Below are 14,805 nucleotides of genomic sequence, written 5' to 3' on the forward strand. Positions count from 1 at the left end.
GCCCGCCGGAAACGTCCGGCTAGGCTGGCAGCTGTGTGGGGAACGCGCGCAGGTCGCACGGTCCGGGGCCTGATCGCCGCCCTGGTCGCGACGTTCGTCGCCTCCGTCTCCCACTCCACCGCCGACGGCGCGCCCGCGCCCCTGATCGGCATGGTGCTCGCGCTGCTGTTCGCCGCCCCGGTCTGCATCGCCCTCGCCGGCCGCCGGCTGAGCTGGATCCGCCTGTCCCTCGCGGTGGGGCTGAGCCAGATCGCCTTCCACGGCCTGCTGCTGATCGGGGTCGGATCCGGATCCGGATCCGTGACGCCAGGGCTCGGTGCGCACCTCCACGGCACGGAGCTCGCGGGCGCCCTGGGTGCGACGGCGGTAGACGCCGGCCACGTCCTGCACCTGCAGCCGGCCATGTGGATCGCCCACGCGATCGCGGCGGTGCTCACCGTGCTGGCCCTGGGCCGGGGCGAGCAGGCGCTGCGGGCCCTCCTCGAGCTCACCGGCTGGAACCTCGTCGCGCGGCTGCTCCTGGCCGCACCGGCGCCGGCGCACCGTGGGACGGCTGCGCCGTCCGTGCGCGTGCCCGTGCTGCGCTCCCTGTTCTCGCTGACCGTCGTGTCGAGGAGGGGTCCGCCGCTGGCGGCCTGACCCCCCTCCCTCCGCACCGCACTCCGGGCGTCGCTTCGCGCGCCGCGGTGCACCCACACGACTCAGAAAGACACTCCCACCATGCGCAACACCCCTCTCTCCCGCGTGCTCACGGGCCTCGCCGCCGGCGCCGTCCTCGCGGTCGCCGTCCCCCTCGCCGCGTCCGCTCACGTCACCGCGACGCCGAATCAGGCCGAAGCCGGATCCTGGACGTACGTCACCTTCCGGGTGCCGAACGAATCGGCGACCGCCAGCACGGTCAAGCTCGACATCCACCTGCCGTCCGACACCCCGTTCACGAGCGTCAGCTACCAGCCCACTGCGGGCTGGACCGGCGCCGCCACGAAGACGACCCTGCCGAAGCCCGTCAAGGTGGAGGGCAACACCATCAGCGAGGCGACCACCGAGATCACCTTCACGGCCGACGCGGGAGGCATCGCCCCCGGCCAGTTCCAGACGTTCACGCTGTCGCTCGGCCCCGTGCCCGACACGGGGCACATCGTCATCCCGGCGACGCAGACCTATTCGGACGGCAAGGTCGTCGAGTGGTCGGCCACGCCCGAGCAGGTGAAGAAGGACGACACGCTCGAGCCGGCGCCCGTGCTGTGGGTGAACGATGCGCCTCCGGCCGATCACCACGGCGGTGCGTCCGCGACGGCGGCGCCGATGGCCGAGGCCGAGGAGCCCGCCGGCGGCCAGGGCGGACTCGCCCTGGGGCTGAGCATCGCGGCGCTCGTGGTCGCGGCCGGCGGCGCCCTGCTCGGCGGCTTCGCCCTCGGGCGTCGGAAGGCCGGCGCGTGAGACTGCGCCACCGGCTCACGGCGCTCGCCGCCGCCGTCGGCGTCGGCACCGTGCTCGCGGTCTCCGGGGCTGCGGCGGCGAGCGCTCACGACACGCTCGACGGCACGGATCCCGCCCAGGGCTCGACCGTGACGAACCTCTCGGCCGTGTCGCTCACCTTCAGCGCCGACCCGCTCGGCACCGACGGCGCCACCGTGATCCAGCTGATCGGTCCGGACAAGAAGTACTACGAGACGGCATGCCCGGATCTGAACGGCCCCGTGGTGTCGTCCCCGGTCGCGCTGGGGCCGGCCGGCACGTATGAGGTGCTCTGGCGCGTGGTGTCCTCGGACGGGCATCCGATCTCGGGCAGCTACACGTTCGCGTACGCCCCGGACGGCACGGCCACCCCGGCTGCCGGCGGCTCGGCGAAGCCCGTCTGCGGGCCCGCCGCGTCGGAGTCGACCGAGGCGCCCACCGCCTCGGCGTCGGCGGATGCGGGCCTGTGGATCGGGCTCGGCATCGGGGCCGTCGTGCTCGTGGGCGTCGGCGTCGGCGCGTGGGCCCTCGCCCGCGGCCGCAAGAACGAGGACTGAGGCCCCCGGGCGTTCGGATCCTCCCGAGGTGCGCCGGTCGCGTCCTGCCTTTCTCCGCATTCCGGAGCGGCAGGACGTGACCGGTGCGCCGGACCGCGGTCGACCCGGCCGGCGAACGGCGCGCTCAGCCGGTGTGCGTGGCCCACCACAGCAGCAGCGCACCGCCGAGCGCGACCACCCAGCTCACCAGGCTGCCGACCAGGAAGTACTCTGCGCGGCCGCCGTGGGCGCCGTCGCGGGAGATCTCGGGGAAGCGGACGATCCCCTTGGCCGCGAGCATCGCGGCCAGCAGAGGATAGGCCGCGAACAATGTCAGCAGGAGCACGATCACACGCTCGAGCGGACCGATCAGGCGCCCGCCGCGGAACCCGGGATCCGGAGCGGAGGCATGCAGCGACGGCGTCGGCGCGGTCGGGACGCCCGGATCGAGCGCCGGCGCGGGCACCAGTCCGTGCACGGCCTCGGCGGGCGGCGCCTGTCCGGGCACGACGTCGGCGGGGAGCTCCGCCTTCTCGCCGAGCAGGGCGGCGCGCACGATCACGTTGCCCGTCTCCAGCAGCACCGCGAAGACGCCCACCGCGAGCACCGCGAGGTCGAAGCCGACGCGGCCGATCGGCGTGGGGAGCGGCGCGCCGGAGAGCAGTCCGGCGGAGGTGCGGGCAGGCAGGAGGGCCACGCCGCCGACCGCGATCAGCGCGAGCAGCACCGCGGGCCAGAACGACAGCCGCGGACGCCCCTCGAGCGGGAGCAGCCACGTCCACAGCGCGGCCAGCGCGATGCCGAGCAGCGCGAACGGCGCGGCATCCCCGAGCACGGAGAGCGCGAGCAGCAGCGCAGCGGCGATCCCGGCGCCGATCCAGAACGCACGACCGCGCAGGAAACCGCGCAGCACGTCGGCGAGGCCGACGGCCAGCAGCAGGAACCCCGCGACGATCATGCGCCCGCTCCCGCCGTCGAGGGGCAGGGCGCGCAGGCTCGACCGTTGGTGTCCATGGCGCCAATCCTCCCCCGACGCTCCGACAATCGCGACCCTCCGATGCGGCTCGGCGCGACCGGGACCCCGTCCGGCGCTCGGATCACCCCGCGTCTCGGACGAACCTCTGCACACGCCCGTTGCGCGAGGGCGACGGCGACAGCCCTGCCCCCTCGAGCAGCCCGCGCACGCGTCGGGACAGCGGAGGCAGCGCGGGCGTCCTCCCCTTCGGCACGCGAGCGATCCCGGCGATGAGCGAGAGCTCGACGCCCTCACCGCGCACCTCCAGGCGTGCATACTCGCTGTCGCTGCGCCAGACCAGGCGGTCGACATCGGCGTAGCGCACCGACAGCGTGCTCCCCGCACGCTCGAGCTGCAGGCGGTCGACATCGAAGCGCACCGTGCACGCGACGGTGCGACGACGCAGCAGGGCGCTCAGCAGAAGGTAGGCGGGCAGGCCGAGCACGATCCCGAGCGCGACGATGACGAGCCGCGGGCCGGCGGCCATCACGAAGGCGTCGAACGCGATCATCAGCGCGACGCCGATCCCCGCGACGACGACCACGACGAGCAGGATCCACAGCGTCAGCGCCCGCATCGTGAGGGGCACGGCGGCGAAGCGCAGCACGGATCCGGATCCCCGCTCCGCGCCCTCCCATTCGGAGCCCTCGAGCACGGCCGGGGTCGCGCGCAGGCGGAGGGCGCTCGTGAGTCGTCCGATCAGGGCGAGCCAGATCCATCCCGCGGCCGGAGCGGCGGCCATCTGCACGACGGCGACGACCGCGCGGGCGGGATTCGGCTTGGGCGCCAGCAGGTCGGGCACCACCGCTGCCAGGAACGCGAGCAGCAGGCCCGCCGCGATGGCGCCGAGCCCGTGCACGATCGCACCGCGACGCGGCGGGGACATGCGCGCGGTCGCGTTCACGAACGACATCCCGCACAGCCAGCCGCCCGCCAGCGTGAGCAGGAACGGCAGGAACGCATCCCCGCCGGCGGCATAGCCGGGAACGGCGAGCACGCCGCAGAGCAGCGCCCACAGCAGCGGCATCCGCAGCGCCCGCCGCCAGAGCGGAGCCCGCACCGTCGGCGGCGTCGGCGGTTGCGCTGCCACCGCGTGCACCTGGTGCCGCATCTGGCGGGGAACGGGATCGGACATCCCGGTCAGTCTAGGCAGGGCCGCGCTCGGCCTGCCGCGCCCCACAGACGGCGGGACCGGGATGCGTGCGCGCACCCCGGTCCCGTCGCCCGCGTCAGGCGGCGAAGTCCTCCGGCACCTCGAGCGGGCGCCGCGAGAAGTACGCGTCCTTCGCCTTGCGGTAGAACAGCGCGAGCGGGATGATGCCGATCGCGATGAGGCCGAGTCCGAGGATGTTCACGACCGGCTCGTTGTTCGGGATCGCCGCGAAGAAGATGTACAGCATGAACACCGCTCCGACGAACGGCCAGACGCCGATCAGGAGGAAGTTCTTCAGCGAGCGGAAGATCACCTTGCGGAAACCGATGATCAGCGCGAAGCCGGCGAGCGAGTAGTAGAAGGCGATCTGCAGGCCGATCGACGAGATCGCCCAGCCCAGGATCTGCCCGACGCTGTCGCCGAAGACGTTCGCGAGCACGAACAGCAGCAGCGAGACGCCCACGACCACGAGAGTGGCGAAGACGGGCGTCTTCCACTTGCGGTTGATCCGGCCGAAGGCGAACGGGATGGTGCGGTCGCGGCCCATCGCGAACAGGGTGCGGCTCACCTGGACGAGCGTGGTCTCGAGCGTCGCGATGGTCGAGAGCGCGACCGCGATGATCAGGATCTTGCCGCCGATGCCGGGCATGATCGCGTCGCCCAGCACGCTGAGCACGTTTCCGCTGTTCGCCTCGATCGTCTTGCCCGGCAGCATCACCAGGGTGGTCGTCGTGTAGATCTCGAACAGGATGAACACGATCACGATGCCGAGGATCCCCGCGAGGCCCGTGGTCTTGTGCGCGTTCTTCGTCTCCTCGCCGAGGTTGGCCGTGACGTCCCAGCCCCAGTAGTAGAAGGCCGCGATCAGGGCCGCCGCGACGAAGACGCCCGCGCCGGTCAGGTGGCCGAAGCCGAACCAGTCCCAGGAGAAGGTCTCGCCGTGGTGGTAGGTCGTGATCGCGCGCGGGATCGCGATGGCCGCGAACACCACGAGGATTCCGACTTCGATGATCGACATGATCCACTGCGCGCGCTCTGTGGTGTGCACGCCGAAGATCACCGCTGCCGCCATCACCAGGAACCAGAGGGCTCCCACGAGCGTCACGAGCAGCGTGTTCTCGTTGGCGACCTTGTCGCCGGCGAACAGCGCGACCGTCATCTGGCCGGCGGGCAGGGCCCCCGCCACCATGAAGATGGTCGCCGAGATCACCACGGCCCAGCCGGCGAGGAAGCCGAGGATCGGATGCAGGCCTCGCGCCACCCAGGAGAACGATGCTCCCGCGTGGGTGTCGACGCGCGCGAGGTAGCCGAACGCGAAGGCGATGCCGAGCATGGGGATGCCGCACCACAGCAGTGCGGCGGGGGCGCCGACGCCGGCGGCGCCGATCAGAAGCGCGGTGCTGGCCGCGATGGAGTAGGCGGGCGCGCTGCCTGCCACGGCCATCAGCGTCGAGCCGGCCTTGGAGACGCCTCCGGCCTGCAGTGCGTGCTCCTGATAGTCGATCGCACGCTGCAGAGACGTATCCGTCTCGAGTGGATTCTGGGTCACTCTGTTCCCCTGTCTCATCGTCGGGTATGGGGGATGACAGAGGGACGTTAGCACCCCGGGCATCCTTGCAACTAGAGGACCAGACCTTGATTTCGTCGATGTTCCCTGAAGCTATGGACGCGCTGAGAATATCGGCGCCCTCGGTGGGGATTCCGAAAGCATCCGAGAGATCCGCGCCGGGATCCGTTGCGGATCCGCCCGAATCGGTTCGATATGCGCAGACGCCTCCTCGTCCCGGCCACCCTTCCCGCCCGGCTCGTCAGCTGGTACCGTCGGCGCCATGGCTGCGGAGCTGGGACCGCGGGACACGCGCATGCGCCTGCGCTACGCCGGGACGTGCCGGCTGTGCGGTCGCGCTCTGCCCGCGGGCACGGACGCCGTCTACGAGCGCGACCGGCGGACGGTGCGGTGCCTCGAGTGCGCCCTGGATGAGCCGCCCGCCCCCGAGACGCTCGAGCCGGGCACGGCGGGCGCATCCGCACGCCGTGAGTACGAGAGACGCCACCGCCGGCGCGAGGAGCGGATCCGCACGGCGCACCCGAAGCTCGGGGGTCTGATCCTCGCGCTCTCCGACGACCCGCAGAGCACGCAGGCCTGGGCACGCGGGGCGATGGGCGAGGAGCTGCTCGCCCGGCGGCTTCAGGATCTGCCGACGTCGGCGCGCGCACTGCACGATCGGCGGATCCCGCGCACCAGGGCCAACATCGACCACATCGTCGTCTCCCCGGCGGCGTCTGGGTGATCGACGCCAAGAGGTACAAGGGCCGCCGCCCGTCGCGGGAAGCCACAGGGGGCGTCTTCGGGCCGCGCATCCAGACGCTGCGGATCGGCGGACGCGACGGGACCGCGCTCGTCGACGGCGTGCGGAAGCAGGCGGCGCTGGTCGCGGCGGCGCTCGGCGACGCCACCCCGGTGGCCGCAGCGCTGTGCTTCCTCGAGGCGGACTGGGGCTTCTTCGGCAGCCCGTTCTCGATCTCCGAGGTGCTGGTGACGTGGCCCGTCCGCCTCGTGAAGCGGATCGCGGAGTCGGCGGACGTCGGGGTGGACGTCGACGCCGTCGCCGCCCGGCTCGCGGCGGCGTTCCGGCTGCGTGAGCCGCGAGGCCTTCGGGCGGCGGTCAGCGCACGTCGAGGGCGAGGCGGGCGCCGAACAGCATCAGCACTCCGCCCGTGATCCGGTCCATCCAGCGGATCACGCGGGTGGAGCGCAGGCGCGGCGCGAGCCGGTTCGCTCCCAGGATGATCGCGCCCAGCCAGACGGTGCCGAGGGTGCAGTGCACGAGTGCGAGCAGCAGACCCACCAGGAGCGGGGACTGCCCCGCCGGAACGAACTGCGGGATGGTCGCCATGTAGAACACTCCGACCTTCGGGTTCGTGATGTTCGTGAGGAGCCCGAGCAGGAAGCCGCTCCGTGTGCTCCGCCGTGAAGGAGCCGGGGCCTCCGTCGACGCATCCGCGCCCGGGCGGAACGTCTTCGCGATCATCGTCGCGCCGAGGTAGACGAGGTACGCCGCGCCCGCAAACGACAGCACCCGGTATGCGACCTCGCTCGCCGCCAGCAGGGCCGCCGCCCCGGTGGCCGCGGCGGCGCCCCAGATCAGCGTGCCGACCTGGATCCCGAGAAGGGCGGCGAACCCGTAGGGGCGGCCGCGGGTCACCGTGCCCCGGATCACGAGCGCCGTGTCCAGGCCGGGGATGATCGTGAGCAGGCCCACGACGAGCGCGAACGAGAGCAGTGCCTGGCCGAGCGTCATACGACGAAGGTAGCGCGAACGCGGAACGTCCCGGGCAGCGGTCACCGGAGGGCGACGGCAGCCCGGGACGGATCCGCGTCAGCGCCCGGAGCGGCGCTTGTTGAAGACGTCGAACGCGACGGCGGCGAGCAGCACGAGGCCCTTGATCAGCGCCTGGTACTCGGTTCCGACGCCGAGGATCGACATGCCGTTGTTCAGGATGCCGATGATGAGGCCGCCGATGATCGCCCCGGTGATCTTGCCGATGCCGCCGGTGACGGCCGCGCCTCCGATGAACACCGCAGCGATCGCGTCGAGCTCGAAGCCGTCTCCGTTGCGGGGGCTCGCGAGGTTCAGCTGCGAGGTGAACACGAGCCCGGCGAGGGCCGACAGCACGCCCATGTTGATGAACAGCGTGAACGTGACGCGCGGCGTCTTCACGCCGGAGAGGCTGGCGGCCAGCGGGTTGCCGCCGATCGCGTAGATGTGCCGGCCCCACACGCTGCGCGCCATGATCGCCGAGTAGACCACGGTGAGCACGCCGAGGATCACCAGGGCGATCGGGGTGCCGTTGTAGCTGGCGAGCAGGTAGGCGACGAGGGCGATCAGCAGGCTGGTGAAGGCGAGCTTCGCGATGAACCACCACAGCGGCTCGTCCTCGACGGCGAACTTCCGGCGGGTCATGCGCCCGCGGATCCCGAAGCCGATCATCCCGAGCACGACGAGCACCGCGAGGATGATCGTGAGCGGCTCGACCACGGTCTGTCCGCCGCCCAGGTCGGGCAGGAAGCCGGCGCCGATCGCGCGGAACCCGTCGGGGAACGGGGAGATGGCCGTGTTCTGCAGGGTGATCTCGGTGAGGCCGCGGAACGTGAGCATCCCCGCGAGGGTGACGATGAACGCCGGGATCTTGAAGTACGCGACCCAGAAGCCCTGCCAGGCGCCGATGAGCGCACCCAGCACGAGGCACAGCACCACGGCGACCGGCCAGGGCACGCCCATCTTGGTGATCAGCACGCCCGCCGCCGCGCCGATGAAGGCGACCACGGACCCCACGGACAGGTCGATGTGACCCGCGATGATCACCATCACCATGCCGATCGCGAGGATCAGGATGTAGCTGTTCTGGATGATCAGGTTCGACACGTTGATCGGGGCGAGGGTGATCCCGCCCGTCGTGATCTGGAAGAAGATCACGATCACGATCAGGGCGATGAACAGGCCGATCTGCCGCAGCTGGCCGGTGAGGAACTCGAATGCGGAGCGCAGCGAGCTCGTCTGGGGGGTGATGGATGAGCCGCTCATGCGGAGCCCACCTCCTTCTCCTGGGTCATGTAACGCATGAGGTTCTCGGCCGACGCCTCCGCCCGCGGCACGTCCGCGGTGATGCGCCCCTCGGCCAGGGTGTAGATCCGATCGCAGAGCCCGATCAGCTCCGGCAGCTCGCTGGAGATGACGATGACGCCCTTGCCCTCGCTCGCGAGCTGGTTGATGATGCCGTAGATCTCGTACTTCGCGCCCACGTCGATGCCGCGGGTGGGCTCGTCGAGGATGAGCACGTCGGGCGACGTGTTCATCCACTTCGACAGCACGACCTTCTGCTGGTTCCCGCCGGAGAGCTTCCCGACGACCGCCTCGACCGAGCTGGTCTTGATGTTCATGCTCTTCCGGTACGACTCTGCGACGATCCGCTCGCGGCTCTCGTTGACCCACCCGATCCGGGCGATCCGGTCGAGGGCGGCGATCGTGATGTTCCGCTCGACGTCGTCGATGAGGTTCAGCCCGAACCGCTTGCGGTCCTCGGTGGCGTAGGCGAGGCCGTGGCCGATCGCGTCCGACACGGTCCTGGTGGAGATCTCGGATCCGCGCTTGTAGACGCGCCCGGAGATGTTCACCCCGTAGCTGCGCCCGAACACGCTCATCGCGAGCTCGGTGCGCCCGGCGCCCATGATCCCGGCGATGCCGACGATCTCGCCCTCGCGGACGAAGAGGTTGGCGCCGTCGACGACCTTGCGCTCGTGGTCGAGGGGGTGGTGCACCGTCCAGTCCTCGATCCGCAGCAGCTCGCCGCCGATCTTCGGGATCCGGTCGGGGAACCGGCTGGCCAGGTCGCGCCCCACCATGCCGCGGATGATCCGGTCCTCGCTGACGTCGTCGGTGCGCATCTCGAGGGTCTCGATGTTGCGCCCGTCGCGGATGACGGTGACCTCGTCGGCGATCGCGCGGATCTCGTTGAGCTTGTGGCTGATGATGATCGAGGTGATGCCCTCGTCGCGCAGGCTCCGGATCAGCTCGAGCATGTGCGCGGAGTCGTCGTCGTTGAGCGCGGCGGTCGGCTCGTCCAGGATCAGCAGCCGCACGCTCTTGGAGAGCGCCTTGGCGATCTCGACGAGCTGCTGCTTGCCGACGCCGATGTCGGCGATCTTCGTGGCGGGGTTCTCGTCGAGCCCGACGCTGCGCAGCAGCCTGGCCGCCTCCTGGTTCGTGGTGTTCCAGTCGATCCAGCCGCCGGACTGGCGCTCGTTGCCGAGGAAGATGTTCTCGGCGATCGACAGGTACGGGCTCAGCGCCAGCTCCTGATGGATGATGACGATGCCCGCGTGCTCGGACTCGTTGATGCTCTTGAACGCGACTGGCTCCCCGTCGAGGAGGATCTCGCCCTCGTAGGATCCGTGCGGGTAGACGCCCGAGAGCACCTTCATCAGCGTGGACTTGCCGGCCCCGTTCTCTCCGCATATCGCATGCACATGGCCGCGCTGCACGCTGATCGACACGTCCTGCAGAGCCTTCACGCCCGGGAACGTCTTGGTGATCCCGCGCATCTCGAGGATGTTGTCGCTCATCTCGCTCTCCTTTCGTCAGAGGAGGGTGGCTGCGGGAGCGTCCGCAGCCACCCGTGTCGAGGGAGTGCCTTACTTGAGCTGGTCCTCGGTGTAGTACCCGGTGTCGATGACGGCTTCCTTGTAGTTGTCCTTGGTGACCACGACCGGCTGGAACAGGAACGTCGGGACGACCTTGGTCTTGTTGTCGTAGGACTTCGTGTCGTTGACCTCGGGGGTCTTGCCGTTGAGCAGGTCGTCGGTCATCTTCACGGCCTCACCCGCGAGCTTGCGGGTGTCCTTGTAGATGGTCGAGTACTGCTGGCCCGCGATGATCGACTTGACCGACGGGATCTCCGCGTCCTGGCCGGTGATGATCGGCAGCTTGTCGGTGGCGTAGCCGGCCCCGGTGAGGGCCGAGATGATGCCGATGGAGAGGCCGTCGTACGGGGAGAGCACGCCGTTCACCGTCTGACCGTTCGAGTAGGTCGAGGCGATGAGGTCCTGCATGCGCTTCTTGGCGACGTCGGCCTGCCAGCCCTGCGTGGCGACCTGCGTGAAGCCGGTCTGGCCGCTGCCGACCTTGAGCACGCCCTTGTCGAGGTAGGGCTTGAGGGTGTCCATCGCGCCGTTGAAGAAGAAGGTGGCGTTGTTGTCGTCGGGGCTTCCGGCGAACAGCTCGATGTTGAAGGGCCCGGCGGCACCCGTGTCCTTGCCGCTCTTGTCCAGCACGCCCAGGCCCTCGAGGAGGCTGGTGGCCTGCTGCACGCCGACCTTGTAGTTGTCGAAGGTCGTGTAGTAGTCGACGTTCTTGTTGCCGTTGATCAGACGGTCGTAGGCGATGACCTTGACGCCCTTGGACGCGGCCTGGTCGAGCTGGCTGGACAGCGCCGTCCCGTCGACCGATGCGACGACGAGCACCTTGGCGCCCTTGGTGAGCATGTTGGAGATCTGCTGCACCTGGGTGGGGATGTCGTCGTCCGCGTACTCGAGGTCGACCTTGTAGCCGAGCTTCTCGAGTCCTGCCTTGACGGCGTCGCCGTCGTGGATCCAGCGGGTCGAGGTCTTCGTCGGCATCGCGACGCCGACGAGAGCGCCCTTGTTCGCGCCGGGCTCGGCGGTCGAGGAGCCGCCGCCGCCACGGGTGCCTGCACAGGCGGTCATCGTGAGGGCGAGGGCCACGGCCGCAGCGCCGAGAGCCAGTCTGGAGAACTTCATGTGATTCCTTTCGTCGAGCACGCCGCCATGGCGCGCTCAGGACCGCAGAGGGCGCGCCGACGGCATGCTCGGGGCGCCCGTTCAGGACCCTCGCCCCGAGGACGCGGGGCGAGGCAAGGCAGACGGACGCATCGCTGCGGCCGTCGGTTCGTGATGCTTCTCGCGGGAGGCCGGTGGCCGCCGATCTCCTGCTCGGATGACGAGGAGGCCGGAATCCGACCCCTTCGTCGCCCGCGGCTGTGACCGATCACACCCGCACGAGCGATCCTCTGGCGAACCGGTCACATTTGTCAAGAGCCGAATCCAAGATGGACGTGCCCCTGCCTCGTCGCCGACAGCTCGCGTCGTGGCCGCGAAACCCTCAGAGGGAGCGGGGAGCGGCCGTCGACGAGCGCACGATCAGCTGCGGGATCAGGGGTTCCTGTGGCAGCTCCTCGCCGTTCAGCTGCGCCAGCAGCATGCGGATCGTGCGCCGCCCGAGCTCGCTGAAGTCCTGCCGCACGGTCGTGAGCGGCGGGAAGAAATGCGCTGCCTCAGGGATGTCGTCGAACCCGACGACGCTGATGTCCTCCGGCACCCGCACGCCGAGCTCGCGGCAGGCGTGCAGGAAGCCGAGCGCCATCGAGTCGTTGCCCGCGAAGACCGCGGTGAAGTCGGGCATCCGCAGCAGGCTCCGCCCGGCCTCATAGCCGAACTGCGCGGTCCAGTCCCCCAGCAGCGGGGCGCGCACCCGCAGATCCCGGGCATCGAGCTCGCGCAGATACCCGACCATGCGCGCCTCGGCCTCGGTCCAGTCCTGGGGTCCCGCGAGGTGCACGATGTACTCGTGTCCGAGGTCGGCGAGATGCCCGACCGCCGCCCTGGCGCCGGCGATCTGATCCATCGCCATCGAGTGCCGCTCACCGCTCGGACCGAGCGCCACGATCGGCACGTCCACGCTCATCTCGCCGACCTCGCCGAGCACCTGCTGCTGAGGGGCGATCACGATGATCGCCTCGACGGCGTGGCTGAGCAGATCGTCGATGCTGGCGCGCACCGCCTCGGTCTCCCCCGAGCGCAGGTTCGCGATCGAGAGCCGGTAGCCGGCGTCGCGCGCCGCGAACTCGATCGCGGCGATCGCCGTGGCGGGTCCGTACAGGGCGCTCTGCGCCGTGAGCACCCCGATCGTGCGGGAGCGGTTCGTCGACAGCGCCCGCGCGACCGGATTGGGACGGTAGCCGAGCCGGTCGATCACCGACTGCACGTGCGCGCGGGTCGACTCCCGGATGCGGTCGCTGCCGTTCAGCACCCGCGACACGGTCTGGTACGAGACGCCCGCCTCACGCGCCACGTCGCGGATGTTCAGGGCGCGAGACGGCTCGCTGTCCACAGCCACGCCCACCTCCGCTCCACACCGGTCAAGCTCATTATGGGGGAGGCGGCGAACGCCTCGGACGCCCCCGCCCGCTCCCCCGGCCATGCGGCTCGACCACCGCGCCGCGGCGCATCCGCCCGCGTCACGGGCGCCGTCGCGTTCAGAACACGGTCTCCACGACGTCCACGACGACCGGGTCCGGCGCGTCCGCATCGGCGACGACGGGGATCAGGCGCCACTTGTCGAGCACCGTGCAGGGGTGGGACAGGCCGAGCCGCACGACGTCGCCCACTGCCAGCCGCTCGGCCGCCCCGGAGGCGACGACGTCGTCGCCGAGCCGCAGGAACAGGTGCTGGTCGTTGAGCGCCGTGACGCGGCTGCCGGCGAGCACGACGTCGTCGCTCGCGCGGCCGGCGATGCGCTGCGCCACCGGCAGCCCCTCGTCGAACGAGGCGTCGCGACGGCCGCAGTCCAGCAGTGCGAGTCCGGGTTCGGGGCGTGACAGCACCCGTGCCCACACGTGCATCGCCGAGCGGAACGGCACATCGCCGATCGTGCGGCCCATCGGGCTGATGCCGGCGTAGAACCCGTCGTCGTGGATCTGGAAGGCGCCGGAGCGCACCACCACGTCCGCATCGGGGCAGAGTGCCGGCAGCACGGCCCCCACGCGGTCGAAGTAGGCGCTGCCGCCGGCGGTCACGACCGGGCGTGCGCCCTCCGGGTAGAGTCCGGCCTCGCCGATCGCGCGGTGCACGGCGGCGAGCTCGTCGAGGTACGCGTCGACCCGGGCGATCGCCGCGTCGCCGGCGTCGTGCGCGAGGGCGCCCTCATAGCCGCCGACGCCTGCCAGCTGCAGCACCGGCGACGCCGCCATCGCCTCTGCGACGGCGAGAGCGGCGGCACGGTCGCGTGCGCCGGTGCGCCCGCCCGCCCCGCCGAGCTCGACCATCACCGCCAGCGGCCGGCGCACGTCGGCGCCGAGCCCCGCCTCCATCGCCCGCACCACGTCCACGCCGTCGGCCCAGCTGAGGATCTCGACGTCGGGATGCGCCGCCAGCTCGTCGGCGATCCAGCGCAGGCCGACCGGATCCACGACCTCGTTCGCGATGAGGATGCGGCGCACGTCGTGCGCACGACCGACCTGCGCCTGCCATGCGGTGGCGAGCGTGAGACCCCAGGCGCCGGCGCCGCGCGGACGGGGATCGAGCAGCTGCCGCCACAGCGCCGGAGCCATCGTGGTCTTCCCGTGCGGCGCGAGCAGCACCCCCGCCTCCTGCGCCCAGTCGGCCATGCGGGCGACGTTGTGCACCATCGCGCCGGCGTCGAGCGTGAGCAGCGGTGTCGCGAAGTCGGAACGTCGAGGGGCCGTCGCGAGGAACTGCTCCCGCGTGAGGCCGTGCGCCGACGGGGGGAACGACTTGTCGCGCACGGACAGCGGGCGGGCAGCACTCGATGACGTCTCCACTCCTCCATGATGACGCGCCGCGCGCGACGACGCGTCGCGTAGCATGTCGATCGCCGCGTCCGGCCGCCGACCGAGAGGAACGACCATGACCGAGAAGACCCGTGTGCTGACCGCCGACGCCCCCGCCCCGGCGCATGTGTTCTCGCAGGGCGTGCGCAAGGGTCCGATCGTGCAGGTCTCCGGCCAGGGGCCCGTGGATCCCGCCACCGGCGAATACCTGTTCCCCGGCGATGTGGCCGCGCAGACCCTGCGCACGCTGGAGAACGTGCGCGCCATCGTCGAGGCGTCGGGGGCGACCTTCGACGACGTCGTGATGCTGCGCGTCTACCTCACGAAGCGCGAGGACTTCGCCCTCATGAACGAGGCCTACGGCGCCTTCGTCACCCGGCACACCCTGAGCGGCGTGCTCCCCTCCCGCACCACTGTGTTCACCGGACTCCCCCGAGAGGAGATGCTGGTCGAGATCGACGCGCTCGCCGTCGTCTGAGCCGCGCCGCGACCGGTGC

General features: G+C 70.8%; 15 protein-coding genes. 6 read left to right on the top strand and 9 right to left on the bottom strand.

The genetic code is table 11. The features are described from left to right. Window positions 1-33: 33 nt before the first annotated feature. The 3 genes from NFX31_RS14170 to NFX31_RS14180 all read left to right on the top strand — a co-directional run bounded on the left by NFX31_RS14170 (window position 34) and on the right by NFX31_RS14180 (window position 2,015). Window positions 34-639, top strand: a complete 606-nt coding sequence (locus tag NFX31_RS14170) for a hypothetical protein (RefSeq protein WP_262956004.1) — start codon at window positions 34-36, stop codon at window positions 637-639. Window positions 640-720: 81 nt separating this feature from the next. Next, complete coding sequence (locus NFX31_RS14175; protein WP_262956005.1) at window positions 721-1,440, top strand: YcnI family copper-binding membrane protein; 720 nt, start codon at window positions 721-723, stop codon at window positions 1,438-1,440. Continuing rightward, window positions 1,437-2,015, top strand: a complete 579-nt coding sequence (locus tag NFX31_RS14180; RefSeq protein ID WP_262956006.1) for a copper resistance CopC family protein — start codon at window positions 1,437-1,439, stop codon at window positions 2,013-2,015. Before NFX31_RS14175 ends, NFX31_RS14180 begins: the two co-directional genes overlap by 4 nt. 124 nt (window positions 2,016-2,139) lie before the next feature. On the opposite strand, the gene NFX31_RS14185 is transcribed toward NFX31_RS14180, so the two are convergent. From NFX31_RS14185 to NFX31_RS14195, 3 genes are all read right to left on the bottom strand, one after another. Beyond that, the gene (locus NFX31_RS14185; RefSeq protein ID WP_262956007.1) at window positions 2,140-2,952 is read right to left on the bottom strand and encodes a hypothetical protein; all 813 of its coding nucleotides are present in this window, start codon (window positions 2,950-2,952) and stop codon (window positions 2,140-2,142) included. A gap of 139 nt (window positions 2,953-3,091) precedes the next feature. Next, a complete protein-coding gene (locus tag NFX31_RS14190; protein WP_262956008.1) occupies window positions 3,092-4,144 on the bottom strand; it encodes a hypothetical protein in 1,053 nt (350 codons plus the stop codon). A gap of 94 nt (window positions 4,145-4,238) precedes the next feature. Then, on the bottom strand, window positions 4,239-5,711 hold the full coding sequence (locus NFX31_RS14195) for an APC family permease (RefSeq protein WP_245762995.1): 1,473 nt from the start codon (window positions 5,709-5,711) through the stop codon (window positions 4,239-4,241). A 280-nt stretch (window positions 5,712-5,991) separates the two neighbouring features. Between NFX31_RS14195 and NFX31_RS17475 the strand changes: the two genes are divergently transcribed. After that, complete coding sequence (locus NFX31_RS17475; RefSeq protein WP_338101473.1) at window positions 5,992-6,453, top strand: nuclease-related domain-containing protein; 462 nt, start codon at window positions 5,992-5,994, stop codon at window positions 6,451-6,453. Beyond that, window positions 6,450-6,884, top strand: coding sequence for a hypothetical protein (locus NFX31_RS17480; protein ID WP_338101474.1), 435 nt, complete (start codon window positions 6,450-6,452; stop codon window positions 6,882-6,884). Before NFX31_RS17475 ends, NFX31_RS17480 begins: the two co-directional genes overlap by 4 nt. Here NFX31_RS17480 and NFX31_RS14205 read toward each other — a convergent pair. The 6 genes from NFX31_RS14205 to NFX31_RS14230 all read right to left on the bottom strand — a co-directional run bounded on the left by NFX31_RS14205 (window position 6,829) and on the right by NFX31_RS14230 (window position 14,299). Further along, entirely contained in the window at window positions 6,829-7,464 is a 636-nt protein-coding gene (locus NFX31_RS14205; protein ID WP_262956009.1) for a LysE family translocator, read from the bottom strand. The two genes, NFX31_RS17480 and NFX31_RS14205, sit on opposite strands and share 56 nt — an antisense overlap. Window positions 7,465-7,542: 78 nt before the next feature. After that, a complete protein-coding gene (mmsB, locus tag NFX31_RS14210) occupies window positions 7,543-8,748 on the bottom strand; it encodes a multiple monosaccharide ABC transporter permease (RefSeq protein WP_045249387.1) in 1,206 nt (401 codons plus the stop codon). Then, window positions 8,745-10,286, bottom strand: a complete 1,542-nt coding sequence (mmsA, locus tag NFX31_RS14215; protein WP_045249386.1) for a multiple monosaccharide ABC transporter ATP-binding protein — start codon at window positions 10,284-10,286, stop codon at window positions 8,745-8,747. The genes mmsB and mmsA overlap by 4 nt, the downstream gene beginning before the upstream one ends. Before the next feature lie 69 nt (window positions 10,287-10,355). Next, window positions 10,356-11,480: a multiple monosaccharide ABC transporter substrate-binding protein gene (chvE, locus tag NFX31_RS14220; protein ID WP_175526252.1), complete on the bottom strand. Its 1,125-nt coding sequence runs from the start codon at window positions 11,478-11,480 to the stop codon at window positions 10,356-10,358. Window positions 11,481-11,841: 361 nt separating this feature from the next. Beyond that, a complete protein-coding gene (locus tag NFX31_RS14225) occupies window positions 11,842-12,855 on the bottom strand; it encodes a LacI family DNA-binding transcriptional regulator (RefSeq protein WP_258955432.1) in 1,014 nt (337 codons plus the stop codon). Between the two features lie 139 nt (window positions 12,856-12,994). Then, window positions 12,995-14,299, bottom strand: a complete 1,305-nt coding sequence (locus NFX31_RS14230; RefSeq protein ID WP_262956010.1) for a type III PLP-dependent enzyme domain-containing protein — start codon at window positions 14,297-14,299, stop codon at window positions 12,995-12,997. A gap of 85 nt (window positions 14,300-14,384) precedes the next feature. On the opposite strand from NFX31_RS14230, the gene NFX31_RS14235 reads away from it, so the two are divergent. Next, window positions 14,385-14,786 carry a RidA family protein gene (locus NFX31_RS14235; protein WP_262956011.1) on the top strand — a complete coding sequence of 134 codons (402 nt, stop codon included), beginning with the start codon at window positions 14,385-14,387 and terminating at the stop codon, window positions 14,784-14,786. Window positions 14,787-14,805: the final 19 nt, after the last annotated feature.

Origin of the sequence: Microbacterium azadirachtae, assembly GCF_025583665.1 — a bacterium.
Classification (GTDB): Bacteria; Actinomycetota; Actinomycetes; order Actinomycetales; family Microbacteriaceae; genus Microbacterium; species Microbacterium azadirachtae.

What these genes read in the sequence shown, in the direction of transcription:
- mmsA (WP_045249386.1), bottom strand. Translation starts at nt 10,286, where the DNA reads ATGAGCGACAACATCCTCGAGATGCGCGGGATCACCAAGACGTTCCCG.
- NFX31_RS14205 (WP_262956009.1), bottom strand. Translation starts at nt 7,464, where the DNA reads ATGACGCTCGGCCAGGCACTGCTCTCGTTCGCGCTCGTCGTGGGCCTG.
- NFX31_RS17475 (WP_338101473.1), top strand. Translation starts at nt 5,992, where the DNA reads ATGGCTGCGGAGCTGGGACCGCGGGACACGCGCATGCGCCTGCGCTAC.
- NFX31_RS14175 (WP_262956005.1), top strand. Translation starts at nt 721, where the DNA reads ATGCGCAACACCCCTCTCTCCCGCGTGCTCACGGGCCTCGCCGCCGGC.
- NFX31_RS14235 (WP_262956011.1), top strand. Translation starts at nt 14,385, where the DNA reads ATGACCGAGAAGACCCGTGTGCTGACCGCCGACGCCCCCGCCCCGGCG.
- mmsB (WP_045249387.1), bottom strand. Translation starts at nt 8,748, where the DNA reads ATGAGCGGCTCATCCATCACCCCCCAGACGAGCTCGCTGCGCTCCGCA.
- NFX31_RS14185 (WP_262956007.1), bottom strand. Translation starts at nt 2,952, where the DNA reads ATGATCGTCGCGGGGTTCCTGCTGCTGGCCGTCGGCCTCGCCGACGTG.
- NFX31_RS14190 (WP_262956008.1), bottom strand. Translation starts at nt 4,144, where the DNA reads ATGTCCGATCCCGTTCCCCGCCAGATGCGGCACCAGGTGCACGCGGTG.
- chvE (WP_175526252.1), bottom strand. Translation starts at nt 11,480, where the DNA reads ATGAAGTTCTCCAGACTGGCTCTCGGCGCTGCGGCCGTGGCCCTCGCC.